This window comes from Entomomonas asaccharolytica, assembly GCF_016653615.1.
Classification (GTDB): Bacteria; Pseudomonadota; Gammaproteobacteria; order Pseudomonadales; family Pseudomonadaceae; genus Entomomonas; species Entomomonas asaccharolytica.
In genome coordinates this window covers 1,126,064-1,150,199 of record NZ_CP067393.1, presented here as the reverse complement: position 1 = coordinate 1,150,199, position 24,136 = coordinate 1,126,064, and the positions used below count along the sequence as shown (strand labels likewise).

General features: G+C 35.3%; 18 protein-coding genes. 8 read left to right on the top strand and 10 right to left on the bottom strand.

What is annotated here, in order from left to right; translation table 11 throughout:
* Positions 1–49 precede the first annotated feature (49 nt).
* A complete protein-coding gene (gene dusA, locus JHT90_RS05200; RefSeq protein WP_201094885.1) occupies positions 50–1,054 on the bottom strand; it encodes a tRNA dihydrouridine(20/20a) synthase DusA in 1,005 nt (334 codons plus the stop codon).
* Positions 1,055–1,215: 161 nt separating this feature from the next.
* The gene (locus JHT90_RS05195; protein ID WP_201094883.1) at positions 1,216–1,578 is read right to left on the bottom strand and encodes a hypothetical protein; all 363 of its coding nucleotides are present in this window, start codon (positions 1,576–1,578) and stop codon (positions 1,216–1,218) included.
* A 185-nt stretch (positions 1,579–1,763) separates the two neighbouring features.
* On the opposite strand from JHT90_RS05195, the gene JHT90_RS05190 reads away from it, so the two are divergent.
* From JHT90_RS05190 to lptG, 7 genes are all read left to right on the top strand, one after another.
* Positions 1,764–2,756 (top strand): zinc-binding dehydrogenase, encoded by a 993-nt coding sequence (locus JHT90_RS05190; RefSeq protein ID WP_201094882.1) that lies wholly within the window; start codon positions 1,764–1,766, stop codon positions 2,754–2,756.
* A gap of 107 nt (positions 2,757–2,863) precedes the next feature.
* Entirely contained in the window at positions 2,864–3,169 is a 306-nt protein-coding gene (locus JHT90_RS05185; RefSeq protein ID WP_201094881.1) for a hypothetical protein, read from the top strand.
* Positions 3,170–3,238: 69 nt separating this feature from the next.
* Complete coding sequence (locus JHT90_RS05180; RefSeq protein ID WP_201094880.1) at positions 3,239–4,186, top strand: toxin-antitoxin system YwqK family antitoxin; 948 nt, start codon at positions 3,239–3,241, stop codon at positions 4,184–4,186.
* Between the two features lie 86 nt (positions 4,187–4,272).
* Complete coding sequence (locus tag JHT90_RS05175; RefSeq protein WP_201094879.1) at positions 4,273–5,454, top strand: toxin-antitoxin system YwqK family antitoxin; 1,182 nt, start codon at positions 4,273–4,275, stop codon at positions 5,452–5,454.
* A gap of 340 nt (positions 5,455–5,794) precedes the next feature.
* Positions 5,795–7,723 (top strand): MFS transporter, encoded by a 1,929-nt coding sequence (locus tag JHT90_RS05170; RefSeq protein ID WP_201094878.1) that lies wholly within the window; start codon positions 5,795–5,797, stop codon positions 7,721–7,723.
* Positions 7,724–7,960: 237 nt separating this feature from the next.
* Positions 7,961–9,082 (top strand): LPS export ABC transporter permease LptF, encoded by a 1,122-nt coding sequence (gene lptF / locus JHT90_RS05165; protein ID WP_201094877.1) that lies wholly within the window; start codon positions 7,961–7,963, stop codon positions 9,080–9,082.
* Positions 9,079–10,209, top strand: coding sequence for an LPS export ABC transporter permease LptG (lptG, locus tag JHT90_RS05160; protein WP_201094875.1), 1,131 nt, complete (start codon positions 9,079–9,081; stop codon positions 10,207–10,209). Before lptF ends, lptG begins: the two co-directional genes overlap by 4 nt.
* 66 nt (positions 10,210–10,275) lie before the next feature.
* Here the strand turns inward: lptG and JHT90_RS05155 are convergent, their stop codons facing one another.
* The 4 genes from JHT90_RS05155 to JHT90_RS05140 all read right to left on the bottom strand — a co-directional run bounded on the left by JHT90_RS05155 (position 10,276) and on the right by JHT90_RS05140 (position 17,587).
* Positions 10,276–11,967 (bottom strand): NAD-dependent malic enzyme, encoded by a 1,692-nt coding sequence (locus JHT90_RS05155; RefSeq protein ID WP_201094874.1) that lies wholly within the window; start codon positions 11,965–11,967, stop codon positions 10,276–10,278.
* A 36-nt stretch (positions 11,968–12,003) separates the two neighbouring features.
* Positions 12,004–13,734: a ubiquinone-dependent pyruvate dehydrogenase gene (gene poxB, locus JHT90_RS05150; RefSeq protein WP_201094872.1), complete on the bottom strand. Its 1,731-nt coding sequence runs from the start codon at positions 13,732–13,734 to the stop codon at positions 12,004–12,006.
* Positions 13,735–13,833: 99 nt separating this feature from the next.
* Positions 13,834–15,384: a type II secretion system protein gene (locus JHT90_RS05145; RefSeq protein ID WP_201094870.1), complete on the bottom strand. Its 1,551-nt coding sequence runs from the start codon at positions 15,382–15,384 to the stop codon at positions 13,834–13,836.
* Positions 15,385–15,469: 85 nt separating this feature from the next.
* Entirely contained in the window at positions 15,470–17,587 is a 2,118-nt protein-coding gene (locus JHT90_RS05140; protein ID WP_201094868.1) for an EAL domain-containing protein, read from the bottom strand.
* Positions 17,588–17,814: 227 nt separating this feature from the next.
* On the opposite strand from JHT90_RS05140, the gene argF reads away from it, so the two are divergent.
* Complete coding sequence (argF, locus tag JHT90_RS05135) at positions 17,815–18,726, top strand: ornithine carbamoyltransferase (RefSeq protein WP_201094867.1); 912 nt, start codon at positions 17,815–17,817, stop codon at positions 18,724–18,726.
* Between the two features lie 51 nt (positions 18,727–18,777).
* Here argF and JHT90_RS05130 read toward each other — a convergent pair whose 3' ends face one another.
* The 4 genes from JHT90_RS05130 to JHT90_RS05115 form a co-directional block, all read right to left on the bottom strand.
* Positions 18,778–19,989, bottom strand: coding sequence for an O-succinylhomoserine sulfhydrylase (locus JHT90_RS05130; protein WP_201094866.1), 1,212 nt, complete (start codon positions 19,987–19,989; stop codon positions 18,778–18,780).
* A gap of 31 nt (positions 19,990–20,020) precedes the next feature.
* Positions 20,021–21,526, bottom strand: coding sequence for an amidophosphoribosyltransferase (gene purF / locus JHT90_RS05125; RefSeq protein WP_201094865.1), 1,506 nt, complete (start codon positions 21,524–21,526; stop codon positions 20,021–20,023).
* A 19-nt stretch (positions 21,527–21,545) separates the two neighbouring features.
* Positions 21,546–22,094 (bottom strand): CvpA family protein, encoded by a 549-nt coding sequence (locus tag JHT90_RS05120; protein WP_201094864.1) that lies wholly within the window; start codon positions 22,092–22,094, stop codon positions 21,546–21,548.
* A gap of 62 nt (positions 22,095–22,156) precedes the next feature.
* A complete protein-coding gene (locus JHT90_RS05115; protein WP_201094863.1) occupies positions 22,157–24,061 on the bottom strand; it encodes a SurA N-terminal domain-containing protein in 1,905 nt (634 codons plus the stop codon).
* Between the last annotated feature and the right edge of the window lie 75 nt (positions 24,062–24,136).

The window sequence follows — 24,136 nt, the reverse complement described above, 5'->3', positions numbered from 1 at the left end:
TTTGAGCTTATAAAAAGGTGCGCTATTTTCGCTTATCTTAGTTCAATACTCAACCATTTAGCGCAGATGACTGTAAATAACCGATAACTTGTTCAAACACTTTAGCAGGTTGTTCTTTATGTATATCCACCGATAACAACTGACGTATGCGCCTTGAGCCAGCAAAACCTTGCGCAAGTCCCAATAAATGGCGACTAATATGTTGCACCACGCCACCCTGTGCCACATGTTGTTCAATATAGGGCAACATCCTTAAAAAAGCATCAGCACGAGAAATAATTGGCTCATTGCTAGCAAATAACTGTTGATCTACCTGCGCCCACTCATAACAATTATGATAAGCCGCACGCCCCACCATTACACCATCCAAGCTCTGCAAATGCTTGTTTACTTCCTGCATGGTATTAATGCCACCATTTAAGATAAAAATCGTATCAGGAAAATCCTTTTTAAGCTGGGCGGCTATTTCATAACGCAAAGGTGGAATATCTCGATTTTGTTTTGGTGACAACCCTTTTAAAATTGCAATACGAGCATGTACAATAAATCGCTGACAACCTGCTTCCACACTTTGCCCAACAAAATCTAGCAACTCACTATAACTTTCTCGACCATCAATACCTATACGATGTTTAATAGTAACAGGGATATCTACAGCATCTTGCATGGCTTTAAAACAATCAGCCACTAATTTGGGATGGGCCATTAAGCAAGCGCCAATCAGATTATTTTGTACTCGATCACTAGGGCAGCCTACATTAAGATTAACCTCATCATAGCCCCATTGTTCAGCCATTTTGGCACATATAGCTAACTCACTAGCAACACTTCCACCTAGCTGTAAAGCCAAGGGATGTTCTACTTGGTTATAAGCTAAATACCTCGCAGCATCGCCATACAGCAATGCACCAGTAGTAATCATTTCTGTATAAAGTAGTGCATGTTTTGTTAAGCCTCGCATAAAGTAGCGAAAATGACGGTCTGTCCAATCCAACATGGGGGCTACAGAAAAACGATAATTAGGAGGTAACTCAGAGGTTTGTGTTGCTGTCATCTATAAAATCTATCAAAAAATAATTATCAGTTTACTATAATTATTAATAACACTATAAATATCTTCACACTAGTTACTCTTATTTTTTAATTAACTGAGTAAATAATTACATTTTATAAATAACCACCAAACCAAACTTATTTTAGAAAAGGATAAAACCATCAATCCAGTAAATTACCATTATTATCATAGGTATTAGAACGTTTATTACCACTATCATCAGCAGAGAACTCATTAGTTTTATGGTACTGCTTAACTGTTCTATTAAATGTAATAAATTTAAAGGCTATCCATGCCATCATAAAAATAAATAACCACAGGGCTAACCAAAATAAAACCACTATCGCTGCTAATTTGATTACAAAGAACACAAGGCGTGTAAGCGTATAACCGATGCCTGATAACTTACTACCCATAGCACTTGCAATTTGTAGCTCTTGTGCGGCGACTTTCTCATAGCCTCTATTGAATAAATTTCGAATTTTCTGCCAAATAGATGGCGATGATTTACTATAAGCTGTCATATTTTCCTAACTTCTACTAATAGGTTACTCTTTTATTTATTTTTAACATAAATTAACCAGTGAAAATAGTAGTTAACTTACTTCGTTACAATTTACTAACCATTTAATCGCGATATATCACTATTATTACCCATCAAATCAAACAACTTAAAACAGCAACCTTTTATTTAAAATTAGGAAGTTACATGATTACAGAAACAGAAGCTTGGCATTGGCAGCTAAGTGCCAATCCTGATGATCTTATTTTACAAAATATGGCTATTCCCTCCTTAAAAGAGGATCAAGTATTAATTGAAAATCATGCCATTGGTATCAATCCTGTAGACTGGAAATTGATGGCTGGCTTAAGTGACTCTTGGCAAAAAAACCAAATCCCCGGTGTGGATGGTATGGGAGTTGTTGTTGCAGTGGGTAGCAATGCTCAACATATACAATTAGGAACACGTTACACTTACCATACAGATTTACGCTTTAATGGTAGTTTTAGCCGCCACACTATAGTCAGTGCTAAAGCCTTGATTGCTGTGCCAGATCAAATCAGCAATGTAACAGCTGCTGCTTTTCCCTGTCCTGCTTTAACAGCATGGCAAGCATCACATAAAACACCTAATCCGCAGGCTGAAAATGTTTTAGTAAACGGTGCTGGCGGTGCGGTTGGCAGTATTTTAACGCAACTGCTGATTGATACTGGGGCAAAAGTGTATATCACCGCTAGCCCTGCTCATCACAAGAAATTTATCAACAAAGGGGTAATTAGTGCATTTGATTATCGAGACACCAATTGGCAAAGTAAATTACGCGCGCAGCTAGGCTCACAAAATATCTTTAGTATTTATGATACTGTTAATGGTAATAGTGCAAAATCATTGGCTGATCTATTAGGCTATTATGGACATCTGGTTTGTATACAAGACCGTATCGAACAAGCACCACTCCCACCTTTTACCACAAGCATTTCACTGCATGAAATAGCACTGGCTTCAATCCATGTGTATGGTACAGATAAACAATGGAGCAAACTAGTCGCAGCAGGTGAACAACTATTATTAAAAATAGCGAGAAAAGAATTAACATTACCACCAATAGAAGTGATAAGTTTTGCAAACCTACCTAAAGCACTTAACCTGCTTAAACAACAAAATAATGGTATTAAATATGTAGCAACAGTGAATAATTAATTATTTAATCTGTATCTATTTTATTGTGTACTAAGCCAACTATATAATGTTGGCTATTATTCGATAACAAAATAATTTAAATTCAGTTTGTATGGCAGGAATTTTCCATGAAAATCCATTTTTATCTAGTATTGCTGTATTTTTGTGCAGTTAATGTATTGGCTGATGACCTAAAAGTTAACAATAAAGGACAGATGAAAGCCTATGCTCTTAAACATTGCCAACTAGATAATTCACAGGATTGTGAATGTATTACCAATAATATGGTGAACACATTTACTGAAAAAGATTGGAAAATTTTTATTGCTGCCATTAATAAAGACGAATCAATAAAGCAACAAGTTACAGAAAAAGATATTTTCAACTTTTCAGATAAGGTTTATGGAACAACTATAAACTGTGCTATTGAATAATTTATTGGGTATATGATTAATATTACGATGCATAAATTAACTTTACTGCTAATTATACTATTTTCAAACATGGCTACTAATGTTTTAGCAGAATCGAATCGAACACATGCAAATAAACAATATCAAACAAACTCTATTATTAGTTATTATGACCGTAATCGTAACTTTTCACCCCATAAAATACATAATGGTTTCTATCGGAAATACCTAGCAACATTAGTTGATGGACAAATTGCTGTACAAGATTTTTACACAGCTACTGACAGTAAATATACCAACCCATATCTTATCAAAGACGATACAACTATACTTAATGGCTTCCCTAACAACATCAATGGCCGTTTCAAGCGCTGGTATATCAATGGTCAAATATACAGTACAGGCACCTTAATAAATGGAAAAGCACAAGGAAAAGCTACCGTTTGGTACGAGAATGGTCAGAAACAGCAAGAAGTTTATTACATTGATGGCAAAATAGAAGGTATCTCTATTTTATGGTATGAAAATGGCAACAAACAATTTGAAGGAGCTTATCAGAAAGGGATACCTGATGGTATTTGGCGTAGTTGGTATGATAATGGGCAGAAACATCATCAAGAAACTAAAATATCTGGTAAAACACAAGGTACAGTTTATATTTGGTATCCAGATGGTAAAATTCAAGCAGAAGAAAATTACCTAGATGGACAAAAAGAAGGCAAATTTATCTACTGGTCAAAATTAGGCAATAAATTATCAGAAGAAAATTATAAAGCAGGCGTATTAAATGGTGATTACATAGCTTGGCATAATAATGGCAACATACGTCAACAAGGGCAATATATAGAAGGCAAAAAACAAGGTAAATGGACTTACTGGTATGATAATGGCATACAAAGTATGCAGTCTTTTTATAAAGATAACAAACTATCAGGGCTATTCAGCCATTGGGATAAAACGGGCAACAAAACCCAAGAAATTCTCTATGAGAATGGGCAAGTAAAAAACACCACTATGTTTAAGCAAAAGATACAATAAATCTCTATTTTATGACTTCTTTCTAATTACCTATCGAAACACAGATATGTTAAGGTTATAAACAAATTTTGGGGGTAGATAATATCATGCGCTATTGGCTAATACCTATATTAACCTTAACTTTATTAAATCCTTTAGCACTTGTTATTGCAGAAGAAACTGCAATTACAATCACAGACCCTACTCAATATAAAGAAAACTCCATTATTCAGTACTACAATGAAATATGGCAAGCTACTGATAAAAAAGTAAAAAATGGTTTCTATCGCAAATTTATTAAAAAAACACCTGAAGGCCATTTTGTTATACAAGACTTTTTTGCCAACACTAACAAAAAACAGAGTTATCCAATTACCATAATTGATAGTAACGAACTAACCACTATCGGTATGAAAAGCATTGATGGTCCTTTAGTACTCTGGTATGCCAATGGTAAAAAATCTTCTGAAAAAAACTATAACAATGGCAAAGAAAACGGTATTTACAATTTTTGGTATGAGAATGGTGAGCTTCAAGCCACTGGTTATTTTTCTGATGGATTATTAGATGGTAAAACCAGTGTGTGGTATAAAAACCAACAAAAACACGCAACGGGCAGTTTTATAAAAGGTAAAAAAGATGGTGTCTGGCAATATTGGTACGAAAACGGTCAATTATCAGTAATAGAAAACTATGAAAATGGCAAAGCCGTTGGTGATTTCAAAAAATGGTATAAAAACGGCCAGACTGAAATCACAGGCCAATTTACCAATGGTCAAAAACAAGCCACTTGGCAATACTGGTATGAGAATGGTCAACAAGCTATTTCAGAAACTTATAAAAATGACCTACTTGTGGGTCCCTCTAAGACTTGGTACAAGAATGGTCAATTAGAATCTGAAGGAAATTATGATAATAACCAAGAAACGGGGATTTGGCATTACTGGCATGAAAATGGCCAAAAAGCAATTGAAGCTAACTACCAAGGTGGCCATTTAGACGGTCTCTCGCAAAGTTGGTATGAGAATGGACAACCTGAAAGTAAAGGCCATTATATCGCTAACAAGCAAAATGGTGTCTGGACATTCTGGTTTGATAATGGTCAAAAATATGCTGAGGGTGTATTTAAAGACGACTTAACTTCAGGTGTATGGAGTATTTGGGGTAAAGATGGAAAATTACGACAAGAAATCACTTATGAAGATGGCAAAATAATTAACAGAAAATCCTATGAAAATGATTCCAGCACAAAAGATGATATTACAGATTCACCAATACAGCAGAAATAGGTTTATGATAGCGTTCAAACAAAATAACCACGAACAACCCTTTTAACCAAAAAAACAATACTGAAACTCAATACTTTTTTTAAAGCCCTTAACACAATCAAACTAATAATCAACGAAATAATACTGTTATAATATGACCAAGTAAATTTAGCTAACATCCTTAAATAATAACTTTCTTAGCTAGATTATATTAATTAAATTATAATCTGCTTTTTAAACATATAAACATAACTGTTTGTATATAAATCTTCTCATAATTAAAACTATCGTTTTAATTTACAGAGGATTATTTTTCAGTAACAATAATTAGGTGAAGAACAATATTTGATAGGAATTCTTAATGTCTGAACATTCGCAGTTTACGTTGTTAAAGGAACGTCGTTATCTTCCCTTTTTTATTAGTCAATTGGCTGGTGCTTTTAATGATAATGTATTTAAACAAGCACTAGTACTTGCCATTATTTACAAATTAACCTTTAGTAATTTTTTAGATCAACAAGTTATTACTGGCTTATTTAATGGTGGCTCAATAGATAAAGATTTATTAGTTAATATTTGTGCCATTGTATTTATTCTGCCCTTTTTCTTATTTTCAGCCTTAGGTGGACAATTGGGTGAAAAATATGAGAAATCACTGCTGATTAGAAGAATAAAAATAGCTGAAATAATAACCATGGTAATAGGCGCTGTAGGGCTTTTTCTAAGCAGTTTTGTGCTGATGCTTATTGTTTTATTTGCTATGGGTGTTCAATCTGCATTATTTGGCCCTGTTAAATACTCTATTTTGCCGCAACATTTAAATGATTCTGAACTTATTGGTGGCAATGCATTAGTTGAAATGGGTACTTTTTTAGCTATTTTAACAGGTACTCTATTAGCAGGCGTTTTGATGACAGGTGATGGCCCTTATGCCTACTATATTAGTTTTTGTGTGCTAGTGGTTGCTATCTTAGGCTATCTTGCTAGTAGAAAAATCCTCCATAGCCCTGCTGCGATGCCTGATCTTAAAGTCAGTTTCAATGTATTCTCTCAAACATGGAAAACCATGCAACTGGGTTTTAATCAAACGCCTGCTGTTTCTCGCTCTATTTTAGGTAACTCATGGTTCTGGTTTTTAGGGACTATCTACATTACCCAAATGCCAAACTATGCCGAAAAAATACTGAATGGTGATCCTAGCGCTTACACCCTTATTCTCATCGTGTTTTCCGTTTCAATTGCTTTAGGCTCAATTCTTTGTGAAAAACTTTCAGGTCATAAAATAGAAATTGGTTTAGTGCCCTTTGGCTCAATTGGTCTGACTGTTTTTAGTATTTTACTTTGGTGGCACTCCTATACCTTTCCAATGGTTGGAGGTATTAGCAATACTTGGTCTACACTGCTTGCACAACCACAAACTTGGTTTATTTTAGTAGATATTTTTGGTATTGGTTTATTTGGTGGTTTTTATATTGTACCTCTTTATGCCATCATACAATCTCGTTCTGCTAATGAAGAACGTGCCAGAGTTATTGCATCCAATAATATATTAAATGCTTTATTTATGGTGCTTGCCTCTATAGTTGCCATCGTACTACTTAGCATTGCAGGGTTAAGCATACCTCAACTTTTTTTAGTCGTAGGCTTAATGAATATTGCTGTTAATGCATATATTTTTAATATCGTTCCTGAATTTACATTACGTTTTATGATGTGGCTAACTTCCCACTCTGTTTATAAGGTATCTCATAAAGGATTAGATAATATCCCTGAACTAGGTAGCTGTGTTATTGTTTCTAATCATATTTCTTATGTAGATGCACTATTGATTGGTGGAGCTATTAAGCGGCCTATTTGCTTTGTAATGCATTATAAAATTTTCAATATGCCTATTGTTAAATTTGCTTTTCGTAAGGCCAATGCTATCCCAATAGCAGGCTATCGAGAAGATAAACAAGTTTTTGAAAAAGCTTTTATTGAAATAGCCAAAGCGTTACAAAAAGGACAACTAGTTTGTATTTTCCCTGAAGGAAAACTCACAACTGACGGCGAAATTGCTGAGTTCAAGGCAGGTATTGAAAAGATTATTAAAGAAACACCTGTCCCCGTCGTTCCTTTGGCTATTCAAGGACTTTGGGAAACATCATTTAGCCGTAATCCCAAACGAAAAATATTAAGAAGTTTCGGAGCACCTATCACTATCATAGCTGATAAAGCTATTCCAGCAGAACATGTAACCCGACAGTTACTACAAGAAAAAGTACAACAACTAAGAGGTGATAAGGCTTGATAGCTTTATCGCTTTATACAACTTTGTTAATATATAGTAACTTAAATACTATTAAATTAACTAGTTACATCACTTATAGATAAACAATGTTAATTCACATAATAATTAATAATCATTTTTCTTTTATTCTTGCTGTTCTGTTTAAAATTTATCAAGACAAACCAATGTTTTTTTAGGATAATGAGAGATTAGTATTTTCTAACCTAAATATCATTTGACTTATTGGAGTCATTTAGCTTGATTGTTTTACGTTATCTTACTCGTGAAATCCTAGTGACCTTATCTGCCATTAGCTCTGTGTTACTCATCATTATTATGAGTGGTCGCTTTACAAACTATTTAAAAGATGCGGCTCAAGGTGGTATAGACCCTAGTATTCTACTTTGGATCATGTGGTACAGATTACCTGATTTTCTATACCTAATTTTACCATTAGGTCTTTTCTTAGGTATTTTATTAGCCTATGGACGTATGTATCTTGATAGTGAAATGGTAATTCTCACTAGCTCAGGTATTAGTATTCGTAAAATATTTGCTTATACCCTGTTACCTACCGCTATTATTACTCTGATTGTTATTTGGCTGTGCTTCAGCTTAGGCCCAGCAGGTATGAACAAATTTAGAGAGCTTGTTAAAACTCAAGATTCAATGACAGAGTTTAGTACCTTAATTCCTGGTCATTTCCAATCTTTTGAAAAGTCAGATGGTAATACAAAAACTTATCGTGTGACCTATACTGAATCGATGTCTAATGATAAAAAACACTTAAATAATATTTTTATTTCTCAAATGGACACAAAAAAAGATTCTAATGATCACACTACTATTAATGTACTATCTGCAAAAACAGGACAAATTGAAATACAACCAGATAATTCCCGTTATCTTATTTTAAAAGATGGTTATCGCTATGATGGTAATCCTGGGCAAGCAGATTACCGCGTTACAGAATATAAAATATATGGCATCTTACTACCGAAACCTGAAATTAATGTTGATCTAAAATCAAATGCTTTAACAACTACTGAATTAATTAAAAGCGATAAATTAGAAGATCGTGTTGAATTAAATTGGCGGTTTTCAATGCCTATATTGGTGATAATTATTGCTATGCTCGCCGTACCTTTAGCAAAAGTGAATCCTCGGCAGGGCAGGTTTTTTAAACTCATTCCCGCTATTTTCCTTTATATGCTATACCTAGGCTTACTCATTGCAGCAAGAGGGCAAATGGATAAGGGCAAGTTATCAATCTGGTTTTTCTGGGTTATTCATTTTATCTTCCTAAGCATTGCTCTAATTCTATTATATTGGGATACGATTAAAATCAAATTTCGTAAACCTCAAGGAGTAGGCATATGATAGGAAATCGCCTAGAACGCTATATTGCTAGCAGTATTTTAAATAGTATACTTATTATTATCTTTATTATTATTTGCCTAGCTTCTTTATTTGCCTTAGTTGACCAAGTAAACGACTTTAAAAATAACTATGGCATACTGCAAGCTTTACAATATGTAGCACTAACAGCACCGCGTAGGTTATATGATAATCTGCCAATGGCTGCCCTAGTTGGAAGTCTTATTGGCTTAGGAACATTGGCCAGCCGTAGTGAGCTAACTATTATGCGAGCCGCTGGCATGTCTACAGGACGCATTGTTTACGCAGTAATGAAGCCTGTATTTATTATTATGATTGCTAGTGTATTAATAGGTGAATACATTATTCCAAAAACGGAAACTAAAGCGATAGCCAACAAAGAATTAGCTATTAGTTATAATATTGATCAACAAGTTATAGAACAAACTTTATTAAAAGGTACTTGGCATCGACAAGGCCATGAATACATACGTATCAATAGTGTACAACCTAATGGGCTTTTATTTGGCGTAACTCGTTATTATATAGACAATCAACAAATAAAATATGCGAGTTATGCAAAACAAGCTATTTTCGAAGATAATGAATGGCAACTAAAAGACAGTGTAACAACCTGTTTTAATGATGACCATACAAAAAATATACAACATACATCTGAAACTTGGTTAACGCCTACCCCTAGTTGCGATATAGCAAGTATTCAAGAAAAAGTTACCCCTATTGATATCACTCCAGAATTGCTCACTACTATTAACAGCAATCCTTCTAATTTATCAATTGCTGGCTTATGGAAATATATCCATTATTTAGAAGATCAAGAATTAAATAATGATAACTATTGGCTAAAATTTTGGGAAAAACTACTACAGCCTATTAAAACATTAGCCTTGGTATTGTTGGCAATATCCTTTATTTTTGGGCCACTACGTAGTGTTACAATGGGACAACGTATCTTTATTGGTGTAACCATTGGCTTTGTCTTTAAAATCGTTCATGATTTATTAGGACCAGCTAGTTTAGTATTTAACTTTCCGCCACTACTCGCTGCCATTACACCAAGTATAGTATGTATCATTATTGGCGTTTACTTACTAAAAAGAAAACGCTAACCATTTAATGATAAATAAAAAAAGGCTCAATAAATCATTGAGCCTTTTTTATTCAATTACCTATCTTTACAGTGAGGCTCGACGATAATTACGATATTCTGGTTTCCAGAAATTCATCTCAATTGATTGCTTAATTTGCTCATCAGTAATCTCTAAAGCAACCCCATCTTTTTGTGCTTGCTTAGCCACTGCAAAAGCAATCTTTTTACTCACCTCTTGAATATCACTCATGGCTGGTAAAATAGCACCCTCGCCTGTTAGCACAATAGGCGAGCAAGCAGCTAAAGTATCAGCAGCAACCATCATCATGGTCTCAGTCACTCGTTTGGCACGTGCAGCTAGAACACCTAAACCCACACCAGGGAAAATATAAGAGTTATTACATTGAGCAATAGCGATCTCTTTATCATTAATATGTACTGGGCTAAAAGGGCTACCTGTTGCAACTAATGCTTCACCATTTGTCCAAGTCAAGATTTCTTTAGGTGTTGCTTCAACCTTTGAGGTAGGATTAGATAACGGCATAATCAAAGGTTTAGCACAATGGCTATGCATAGTTTTAATTACTTCCTCAGTAAATAAACCACGCTGTGCAGATACCCCAATTAATATAGTCGGTTTAGCATTTTGTATAGTTTCTAATAAAGAAATATCTTTACCTTCACCCACGACTTGCCAATCTTTAATATGCTCTCTTTTTTGTGATAAACGTTGCTGAAAATTTGGTAGCTCAGTCATTTCATCAGTGATCAAACCCCAACGATCCACCATAAATACTCGTTGCCTTGCTAGCTCTTCAGTTAATCCCTCTAGTACCATAGCACGAACGATTTGCTCTGCAATACCACAGCCCGCTGAACCAGCCCCCAAAAAGGTAACTACTTGATCTGATAATTTTTCACCTTTCGCTTTACAAGCAGCCAACAAGGTTCCTACTGCAACCGCTGCTGTACCTTGAATATCATCATTAAAACAACAAACTTGGTCTTTGTATTTTTCTAATAAAGGTAAAGCCGTATGCTGCGCAAAGTCTTCAAACTGTAGTAGAACACGAGGCCAACGACGTTTTACCGCTTGAATAAATAAATCAACAAACTCATAGTATTCATCACCAGAAATACGTTCATGACGCCACCCCATATACATAGGATCATTTAACAAATCAGGGTTATTAGTACCCACATCTAATACAATAGGTAATGTATAAGCAGGGCTAATACCACCACAAGCAGTATAAAGTGATAGCTTACCAATGGGGATACCCATACCACCTACCCCTTGGTCACCTAATCCTAAAATACGTTCACAATCACTTACTACAATGATTTTGACATTTTTTTTAGTCGCACTATGTAAAATATCATCAATATTATCTTTATCAGGATAGCTAACAAAGATACCACGGTGATTACGATAAATTTTCGAAAACTCCTGACATGCTTGTCCTACCGTTGGGGTATAAATGATAGGTAGCATTTCTTCAAGATGATCTTGTACTAAACGGAAAAATAATGTTTCGTTATCATCTTGAATAGAACGCAAATAAATATGACGCTCTAAATCATTATTACACAAATTATATTGATCATAAGCACGTACTACTTGCTCCTCGATCGTTTCCATCGTGTAAGGTAATAAACCTGTTAAATTAAAATCACGACGCTCTTCACGGGTAAAAGCACTGGATTTATTTAACAAAGGAGTTTCCAGTAAGCCTGGACCTGAATATTGAATATATAAAGGACGCTTGTTAGCCATATATAACCTTCTCTTTTTACAACAGATAAGCTTTAATTATTTCGCTCTAAATAAATTTGTTTTTATCAATTCTCTAATTTCATCACCTCGCCCATTTAAAATAGCCCTTAACATATAAAGACTAAATCCTTTAGCTTGTTGTAAATTAATTTTAGGTGGAATCGATAATTCTTGTGTTTCTGTATGCACATCTACAACCACAGGCCCATTATACGCGAAAGCCTCTTTCAATGTGCTATCCAATTGGTTTGAAGATGTTACCTGAAAACCCTTTACACCACAAGCTTCGGCTACAGCAGCAAAATTTGGACTATTAAGATGAGTAACATCATCCATCAACCCTGCAGCTTTCATCTCCATGGCTACAAAGCCTAATGATCTATTATTAAAAACAATTACTTTTACAGGTAATTTTTCCAATGCTAAGGTTGATAACTCGCCTAATAACATCGATAAACCACCATCACCTGCCAAAGCTATTACCTGCCGATTAGGAAAAGCTGCTTGTAAACCCATTGCTTGTGGTGTGGCATTAGCCATTGAACCATGAGAGAAAGAACCAGTTAAATAACGTTTACCATTCATTTTTAGGTAACGTGCAGCCCACACCGTAGGCGTCCCTACATCAGCAGTAAATATAGCATCTTCACTAGCTAGTTCAGATACTCTTGCCGCTAAATATTGCGGATGTAATGGCCTATCTTCTGCATTAGGCGTCGCTAGCTCATCTAATGATTGACGCGCTTTTTGATAATGCTCTAACGCTTTCACCAGAAAACTATCATCTGTTTGCTCAGTTAACTTAGCTAATAATAAATCGAGGGTAGATGATATATCACCCACCAAACCTTTAAGCAATGGGGTTCTTCTACCTAAATGCTCCCCTCTTAAATCAATTTGCACAACATTACCATGTTCAGGATAAAAATTACGGTAAGGAAAATTACTACCCAACATTAATAAAAAATCACATTCTTTCAAAGCATGATAACCAGATGAAAAACCAATAAGCCCCGTCATTCCCACATCAAAAGGATTATCATACTCTACAAATGACTTACCTCTTAATGCATGTACTACAGGTGCTTTAAGTTTTTTAGCTAAAGCAACAACCTGACTATGTGCATTACGGCAACCATAACCACAAAGAATTGTAATATTTTTAGTATGATTTAATAATTCCGCTAATTGCTCTATTTCTTGTTGTGGAGGTACGACAATCGGTAAGATAGGTGTAGACCATTGCGCTTTCTGCACAGGAGCCTCGCTAAACGCCACATCACCAGGCAAAACAATAACTGACACGCTACGCCTAGTTAAAGCTGATCGTATGGCAGTTTCTAATACTCTTGGTAATTGTTCAGCACTTGAAATTAACTCACAGTAATCACTACAATCTTTAAATAAAGATTCAGGATGAGTTTCTTGAAAATAACCTAGTCCTAACTCACTACTGGGAATTTGTGCAGCAATGGCTAATACAGGCGCATTCATTCGTTGTGCTTCAAATAAACCATTAATTAAATGTAAATTACCTGGCCCACAGGATCCAACACAGACACCTAATTGATTAGTTGCATCAGCATATGCACTAGCTGCAAAAGCGGCTGCCTCTTCATGACGCACTCCTTGCCACTTGATTTGGTTACGTTTTCTAAGGTTTTCGGTTATGGCATTAAGTGAATCCCCTGGAACTCCCCAAACCGACTTAACACCTACTTGTTCTAATGTTTCCACCAAAATATCAGCAACTAATTTAGTAGCCATTGTCATTCTCTCTTTTATTAATAAAAACTATATTAGGTTTGTCACACTTTAACCTGTAAAGTTTCCTAAAAGAGATTAACCATTAGTGTAAGTTGCTTATTACCAAGTTTTAGAAATTTTTCCTGCTGCACAATCTCTAACTTGCTGATCAATAATATTGCCTGGCTTTACACATTCTGACATATGCCGCCTACGTGGATAATCAATCACTTTCTGTGGCTTTCTAAAATACTGCCCAGTGTTAATTTGTTCTTGCAGGCTTTTATCTACCCATTGTTGATCAGATGGATCATCTAATTGAGCAATATTTTGTTTAGTATCCCCTTGTAGCTCTTGCAGCTTTTTGTACAAGTTCTCCACAACCATATCATATTTTTTACGAATAATTAATCTTTGTTCAGGTGTAAAACTCAACATGTCACTAGAAAGTAATACTTGTTTTTTAGTACCATCTGGATTAGCCGAAATCGTCTGGCTCATTATTACTTGATTTTCGAAACTAATGATTAAATTTAATTCCCACGTTTGTGTGAGACTATTTAACACTTCTGTTTTAAAAAAGTGTAGCTGACGTTGTCCTGTAAATGCTTCTATTGCCATCAGTCCAGCGACTATTTTCTGATTATCCAATGCTATATCAGTATATTTATCAAACTGTAAATCTTTGCCTAATCTAATATCAAATTTTGGTGTTGAGATACTTTTCAAACGACTCTCTAGGTAAGGATTTTTTAATGTTTTCGACCATTCGAATATAATCTGATCCATTTGATTAAATCTTCTATCTGCTAAATCAATAGCGAAATAATCAACTATTACAGGATATAAATCAGGATTAAGGGTCACCGCCTCTTGTAAATCTCTTACATAACCAGAAGCTTTTATATTAGGCAGTTTTTTAGCATTTTCAGAAACAGCTATTTTATCAGTAAACTCTCTGTAATAAGGATCTTGGAAAAGGTTTATCTCCACAAAACTACCTTTAGAACCATCCTCTTGTATAAACTGCCCCTGTTTCGTAATAATACTTTTATTAACTCTTATATTTTTATTAACCACAGAAGCAATATTAAGAGACTTAATACCTAATTTTTGAAGACTGTGTAATTCATCCCTATCAACAACACCATTTTGATTAGTATCCAACCAAACATATAAATTAGTAAAATCTATATCAAACTCATCAAGTATATTATCTGAATTAGTATCTAAATCTTTTAATGCAGCATAACCACTATTAGCCACTTGCCTATTTGCTTTTAAATAGTTATAACCTATTAATTCTACTTGAATTCCATCATAACTTTTTACTAATAAACCAGCATTCCCTGTAGGCCATTCTGTACCTATTTTTATATCTTTATCAAAAGCAAATAGTAATTTTTCATCTACAGGCAATATTTGCAAAGGTTCATCTGTTAAATTAATAACGATTTGCCCTGTATTTTTTATAGGAATATCTACTGTTTTAGGAGCAGTATCGACTATTTGAACATCTTGCTTATTTAGTAATTTACTACCAACACTAGTAAAATTTAATACCCAAAAAGCAATACCTGCAACTACTATACTGATAATAGTAATTACTAATAATATTTCTAATAGTGTAAAACCTGATGTTTTCTGGGGGAGCCTTGAAATAGACAACATATATCCTTTACTACAACCAATCAAAATACCTCAAATAAAGTCAATTATTGTACTCTTTCCAATTTATAAATGGCAGAATTTATTATCAAATTTGTCGACTACTTTGCGCTACGAGCAAAGCCTGTAATGAATCGAATGTTAAAGGCTTGCTAAATAGATAGCCTTGGTATAAGTAACATCCTTTTTCCTCTAAAATTGATAATTGATCAACTGTTTCCACACCTTCTGCAATTACCTCAAAATCTAAACTATTAGCCATGGTAATAATAGCACTCACTATGCCTGAATCATGGATATCCGTGGTGATCGTATCAACAAAAGCTTTATCAATTTTTAACATATCAATAGGCAATTTCTTTAGATAAGATAATGATGAGTATCCTGTACCAAAATCATCAATGGCAAAGTTAACACCCAACTTTCTTAACGCATACATTTTTTCAATAGTATTATTAGTTTCCTGAATAACAATACCCTCTGTTACTTCTAAAGTAATTGCTCTTTTAGGAATATTATATTGTTTTAAAGCACGCTCAATAAGTCCATAAAAATCTTCGTGCTGTATTTGTTTAGGGCTTACATTAACACAGAACTTAAAATCCAATAATGAAATAGCTTTATTGTCCATTAATTTTGCATAGAGACGACAAGCTTCTAAAATGATCCATTCCCCTACCTCAATAATCAACTGAGTTTCTTCGAGAATATTAATAAAATGCTTAGGTGAAAAGACATCTTTACCTTGAACCCATCGTATAAGCGCCTCAGCACCTGTAATTTCATGTGTTCTTGAGAAAACTTGTGGATGAAAACAAAGCTTAAACTCTTTATTTTGCAAAGCTTGGCGCATTTTTGCTTCGATTCGCATACGCTGCACTACAGCTGACTGCATAGAACTACGGAACGTAGCAATCATATTTCTGCCAAGTTCTTTAGCTTTGTATAACGCGATATCAGCTCTTTTAATCAGTTCAGAACTATTAACACCATGCTCAGGGATAATAGTTACACCAATACTGGTTGAAATTTGTAGACGGTATGCATCAATCAACATAGGTTCAGATAAGATTTCCCTAATCCGCTCAGCAGTCATTAATACTTGCCTTTCTACCTCATTAAAATCTCCCTCTAAACGAGTAAGTAGAATAATAAACTCATCTCCGCCTACTCGAGAAACAGTGTCATTGGTACGGATACTAGCTTTTAAACGTGTGGTTACGATCTTTAAAACAGCATCACCAATAGGATGCCCAATGGAATCATTAATATTTTTAAAATGGTCTAAATCTAAGAACAACAAAGCAGCATGCAAATTATAACGTTGCACCAATTTAATTTGCTGCTCTAAACGCTCATACAATAAGCTACGATTAGGTAAATTAGTTAAAGGATCATGATAAGCCAGATGTATAGCACGACGCTCTGCTTTACGCAAATTGGTAACATCATGCCCAACCATCATCACATATTTTTTATCCGCACTTAGAATATCTACCACAAACTTAATAGGCATATAGCCTACTTCTTGACGATATAAAGCCGTTTCTAGTAACTGAGGTCCTTCTTCTTGTACTTTCTTTAGAAAATCTGTTCGCTCTTCAACAGAAGCCCATACCCCAATATCAAATTCCGTTTGCTTCAATAAATCTGCTTGTTGATACCCTAAAAGATTTTTAAGTGCTTCATTTCCCTTAATATATTGAGCTGTTTTAAAATCAGAAACAGTCACGACATCTGTGGTAGGATCAAATGCAGAGGAAAACTCTCTTTCATTAACATTAAAAAACTTTTCTACAGTCATCAAACTGTGACTATAATAAAAGGTAGCTAAAACCGCTAATCCTCCATTTAGACGAACTATTTTGGCACACAATTCACCCGTTAAAATATCGCCATCTATACTCGTTAACTGAATATCTGTTAGCTTAACGGAACGTTTTTTTAGAATTAATTTAACTATTTTATTTCTTGCAGATTCTTTCCATATACCTAACTCAGCAATTGGCACGCCTACTACTTGTTTGATAGACCAGCCTAATATCCTTTCAAAAGGTGCATTAACCTCAATAATACGTCCTGTACGAATATCTACTAAAATTAAAGGCTCTCGTATTAAAGACTTTAACGTAGAATATTGTTGCCAAGCATCCAACATATATCGTTTAAATTGTTTACGCTCAGCAATATCTTTTAAAAATCCCATTTATATTAACCTGGCTTATTAGGTAATCTTTGCTAATAATACTATACACTATTACAAGCTAAAGATTAATTAACTCGCCTCTCCATTACCCTAAAGTCCTATAGTTATTCTTTTATTATAAAAGATTTTATGACATAATTCTCTATTTACATCAGTTTTTACCATCATTACAAAGACTATAATTTAATCAGCTCCATTTCTTAAATTAACAGCAAGGTAAAATTTTTATGAGTGTACGGCACTTTCTGTCACTATTTGATTGCTCAAAAGACGAACTAAAGCAGTTAATCAAGCGCGCCATAGAACTAAAAACAATGCGTCGTGACAATATACCTCACAACACCCTAAATGGTCGTATTCTTGGGATGATTTTTGAAAAATCATCTACCCGTACCCGTGTTTCATTTGAAGCAGGTATGATTCAACTCGGTGGTCAAGCTATTTTCTTAGCTTCTAGAGATACTCAGTTAGGACGTGGCGAAACCATTCATGATTCAGCCATTATCATCTCTAGTATGGTCGATATGGTAATGATCAGAACCTTTGCTCATGACAATGTTACGGAGTTTGCTAAAAACTCAAGAGTGCCTGTGATTAATGCCCTAACCGACGATTTACACCCCTGTCAACTATTAGCAGATATGCAAACCTATTTCGAACAGCGTGGTGATATTGCAGGTAAAACTGTGGCATGGATTGGAGATGGTAATAATATGTGTAACAGCTATGCAGAAGCAGCTGTACAATTTGATTTTCAATTAAAAGTAGCTTGTCCAAAAGGTTTTGAACCTAATCCACGCTTTGTAGAATTAGCAAAAGGTCGTGTACAGATTACTGATGATCCTAAAGAGGCGGTAGCTGGTGCTCATTTAGTAAGTACTGATGTATTTGCCTCTATGGGACAAGAAGATGAAGCACAAGAGCGATTAGAAAAATTCAACGGTTTCCAAGTGACTGAACAGTTACTTGATTTAGCTAGCCCTGATGTAATCTTTATGCACTGCCTTCCTGCTCATCGTGGCGAGGAGATTAGCGAAACTTTATTGGATGATCCACGTTCGGTGGTTTGGCAGCAAGCTGAAAATAGATTACATGCACAAAAAGCCTTGCTTGAATTTCTTTACCAACAAGCTCACTAAGTAACAAAAAAGCAGGCTTTAAGCCTGCTTTTTTACTTCTACAAAACAAAGTTAAACAGCAGCCAAACCTCTAGCTAAGTCTGTTTTAATATCTTCAATATCTTCAAGCCCTACAGCTATACGAACTAGTCCATCCTTAATACCTGCTTTTGCTCTTGCTTCAGGCGATACTCTGCCATGTGTAGTAGTAGCAGGATGAGTAATTGTCGTTTTAGCATCGCCAAGGTTAGCAGTAATAGAAATTAGCTTAGTAGCATCAATTAAACGCCAAGCTGCTTCTTTTCCTCCTACCACATCAAACCCTAACACAGCACCAAAACCTTGTTGTTGCCGCTTAGCTAAATCGTACTGAGGATGATCTATAAGCCCTGCATAATAAACTTTTTCTACATTCGGCTGCTTAACTAACCACTCTGCTAGTAATAAAGCATTATCACTATGGGCGCGCATACGTAGTCGCAACGTTTCTAAACCCTTTAGAAAAACCCATGCATTAAATGGGCTCATCGTCGGCCCAGCTGTTCTTAAAAAGCCTACTAACTCTTTCATATGCTCTGCACGACCTGCCACCGCTCCACCTAAACAACGGCCTTGGCCATCAATATATTTAGTCGCGGAATGCATGACAATATCAGCACCCAATTTAATAGGCTGTTGCAATGCAGGAGTACAAAAACTGTTATCTACCGCTAACAGCACCCCTTTACTATGAGCTAAATCTGCTAAAGCAGTAATATCGACTAATTCAGATAAAGGGTTAGAAGGTGACTCTGCAAAAAATAATTTAGTATTTTGCTTACATACGGCTTGCCAAGCTGCTAAATCAGCTAAAGGTACATAATCAACTTCAATGGCAAAACGTTTAAAATATTTTTCAAATAAATTGATGGTGGAGCCAAAGACACTTTGCGAAACAACGATATGATCGCCTGCACTACACAAACTCATTACTAACGCTAAAATAGCAGACATGCCAGACGCAGTAGCTACCGCCTGTTCAGCCCCTTCCATAGCCGCTAAGCGTTGTTCAAAATTACGTACAGTAGGATTAGTATAACGTGAATAGACATTTCCTTCATCCTGTCCAGCAAAACGTGCTGCTGCATCAGCTGCTGAAGCAAAAACATAGCTTGAAGTTAAAAATAAAGCCTCACTATGCTCCCCCTCAGGGCTTCTTGCTTGTCCTGCTCTAATTGCTAATGTATCTAATCCAACATCTTGCAAATCGCTATCTAAGCGACCTGCCTGCCATTTATCAGTCATTTCTACTACTGTCTCATTTCAATCGTTATAACTAGTTATTATGTAATTCAATAATAGCTGTTTCAGCTTTCTTTTGGTTAAGCATTTTATCGTTACGCTCTTCTTCAATATGATTTAAATACTCAGCACTTACATCACCAGTTACATAATGTCCATCAAATACCGCACAATCAAAATCATGAACCTCTGAACCTTCAAAGCGTACAGCATCTTTTAAATCTTCCAAATCTTGATAAATCAACCAATCTGTACCGATTAAATCTGCCACTTCTTCAGTAGAACGATTGTGTGCAATTAACTCGTGAACGCTAGGCATATCAATACCATAGACATTAGGATAGCGCACCGCAGGAGCTGCTGAACAAAAATAAACTTTCTTAGCACCAGCATCTCTAGCCATTTGAACAATTTGCTTACAAGTAGTTCCTCGTACAATGGAATCATCTACTAACAACACATTCTTATCTTTAAATTCCAAATCGATAGCATTAAGTTTTTGTCTTACCGATTTCTTACGTTCTGCTTGGCCAGGCATAATGAAAGTCCGTCCAATGTAACGGTTTTTCATAAAACCTTCTCTAAACTTAACCCCTAAATGATTGGCTAACTCTAAAGCAGATGTTCTACTTGTATCTGGAATAGGGATAACGACATCAATATCATGATTTGGACGTTCTCGTAGTATTTTCTCTGCTAGCTTTTCACCCATCTTTAAACGGGATTTATAGACAGAAATACCATCCATAATAGAATCAGGACGTGCTAAATACACATACTCAAAAATACAAGGTGTAAATTTCTCAACTTCTACACATTGCTTTGTGAATAAGTCACCATCTTCTGTGATATATAATGCTTCACCAGGCGCTAAATCGCGAATCAGTGTAAAACCTGATACGTTAAGCGCTACACTTTCAGAAGCCACCATATATTCCATTCCTAACTCTGTCTGACGATGACCGTATACGATAGGACGAATACCATGAGGATCACGAAAAGCTACAATACCATGACCTAAAATCATTGAAACTACAGCAAAACCACCGCTACAACGGCGATATAATGTTGTCACAGCATCAAAAATATCATCAGGTGCTAAATGTAATTTTTTAGATTTTGCTAATTCATGGGCAAAAGCATTAAGCAATACTTCAGAATCAGAGGTGGTATTAACATGACGTAAATCTGATGCATAAGTCTCTTTTGATAATTGCTCCACATTCGTCAAATTACCATTATGGGCTAAAGTGATACCATAAGGAGAGTTCACATAAAAAGGTTGGGCTTCCGCTGAGCTAGATGAACCAGCAGTAGGATAACGAACATGCCCTATGCCATAATTACCCACCAAGCGTTGCATATGTCTAGTATGGAATACATCTCGAACGAGACCATTATCTTTGCGTAAGAATAATTTATTATCTTTACAAGTTACAATGCCTGCTGCATCTTGTCCACGGTGTTGTAAAACAATTAAAGCGTCATACAGTGCCTGATTGACATTTGTTTTTCCTACAATACCTACAATGCCACACATGAATTAAACCCTCACTATGCTACTCAGAAGATGATGATACAGGTAAATCTGTATTTGGTTGAAGCGGAATATCAACTGGCTGTGGTACAGATTGCCAACCACCTAAAACAACATTTTTTGACCAATTAGCAGCAACCAAGAAAGGAGGTATTAATTCAGAGTCTTTCCACCAATTAGACTCGCTGGCTGGTGTATCCATTAATAAACCAACAAATATCACAATGGCTATACCACCCCTTGCCGCACCAAAAAACATACCAAGAAAACGATCTGTTCCTGAAAGTCCTGTTGCTTTAATCAGACGCGATAATACAAAATTTATAATAGCTCCTACTACGAGGGTTAAAATAAATAAAATTCCACAACTAATCACAACGCGTAACCATGGAATCTCTATACTAGGTGTCAGAAAATCAGCAAAAGAACCACCATATAACCAAGCAACGACTACCGCCATTATCCAAATAATCAGTGATAAAATTTCCTTGATAAAACCTCTCCATAAGCTAATCACTGTTGAAATAATGATGATGCCCATAATACACCAATCAATTTCATTAAATGTCACTGTTGCTCTCACTTCATATAATCATTAAAAGCAGCTTAGTGGCTGCTTTTAATTTGATTTGCTTACTCTTCATTATCAAAATATTTGATTTCAGCATTATCTTTGAGATATTGCCTATACTCTTCCCAAAGCTTATTGGCAGAGTCATTAGCTGCCAATGTTTGGTATTGTAGTTTATCTTCATCAGATAAATTACCCACAAACTCATTTACCTTAGACAGAGCAATCACTGCATAATTACCATTTTTTAAGGTAGTACCATAAATACTAGGCTTATCCTCTACAGGCTTAGGTATTGCAAATAATGACTCTAAAATGTCAGGAGTAAGTGATAGCTTTTGGAACTCTTCTGCAGATAACTGTAAAGGTTGTTTTACAGATTTAAAGGTTTTCCAAGTATCATTAATTGCAACTTTTCCAGCTTTAAGATCAGCAACTAATTGCTCACCTTCTAACTGTGTTTTTTCTTTCTGTAATGCTACTTTAATCTCTGGTGTCGCTTGCTCTAAGGTCATATTAGAGGGCTGCAAATGCTGTTTAACATGAACAATAATAGAAGTATTAGGTGTTACTTCAATAATCCCACTATTTTCTTCATTCTTTAATAAACTATCACTAAAAGCTGCTTTAATAACTTTATCGTTAGTGGTAATAACATCGTAACCTGTTTCACGACCAAAAGGTTTGGTTTCTTTTAATGTTAAATTAAAGTCCTTAGCAACTTGTGCCAAGTTATCATAATTTTCATAGGCAGCAGCATCTAACTTTCTTTGTTCTGCTAAATAAGCGTCATACGCCTTTTGCTGTTTTAGCTCACCAGCTAACTGCTCACGTAACGATTCAAAACTAGGAACAGAAGCTTTTTGAACATCCGTTAGTTTAATAATATGCCAACCAAAACGCGAAAGAACAGGCTCAGAAACGTCCCCTACTTTGGTTAGTGTGGTTAATACTGGAGCAAATGCTTCAGGGTCAGGTAAATCTTCAGTGGTAACAAAACCTAAATCACCACCTTTGTCAGCCGTTCCTGTATCCTGTGATTGTTCTTTTGCAACAGCAGCAAAATCTTTACCTTGCTTTAATTCAGCTTCAATGGCATCAATCTTAGTTTTTGCTTGCTCTGCTGTTTGATTAGCTGTGATAGGAATTAATATATGAGCAATTCTTTGTCTTACCGCTGCTTTATTTAACTCAACTACTTTCTTTGCATAAAGATCATTTAACTCTTTATCAGATACTGTAGTTTGCTCAAGAAAACTATTTCTATTTAACTCAATATACTCTAAAACTACTTGCTCTGGTGTTTTTAGAGTATCTTTGTGATTTTCATACCAATTTTTGATTTCTTCATCAGAAATATTAGCTACTTTGTTTGCTTCTAATTCTTTATAAGAGAAATCTCGCGTTTGCTCTAACAAACTAGCTAAATATTGAGTCCTATCGTCTGTAACAAAATTGGCATCAACTATGCCACTTTGTAATTGGCTCAATAAATTACGGTCTAATTGATCTCTTACAAACTGTTTGTCAGATCCATAACCATAACTTCTAATATCTTGTTCAAAAAGACTATAATCAAACTGACCATTTGTTTGATATAAAGGGTTATTTTCAATTGCGTGCTTAATATAAGCTTCTGGCAAATAACTAAAGCCAGCATTAGTAGCTGCTTGCACAAGTATACGATAATTAATTAAATTATCTGTTACTAATTTCTTTAACTCTTTAACTGCCTCTGGTGTACCATCAAACTGACCATTAGCACTTAAAATATAGCGTTGCTGCTGATAAGTATCATTAAACTCTGCTGTTGCTATACCTTCACCATTAACACTGGCTACCTCGCCATCATTACTGACTGCTCTAAAGATAGCTTCGAAACCTGTTAAGGCTAGTAAAAGCACGATAACACCAATGATTGTCTTGGCAATCCAACCCTGTGACTTATCTCTAATTTCTTGCAGCATGCCCCCTCCGAAAGTGGCTTAAGCTATTTAACTCATCAATGAATTAACTAAAAAAGGCGCATCTAAAACCAGAGT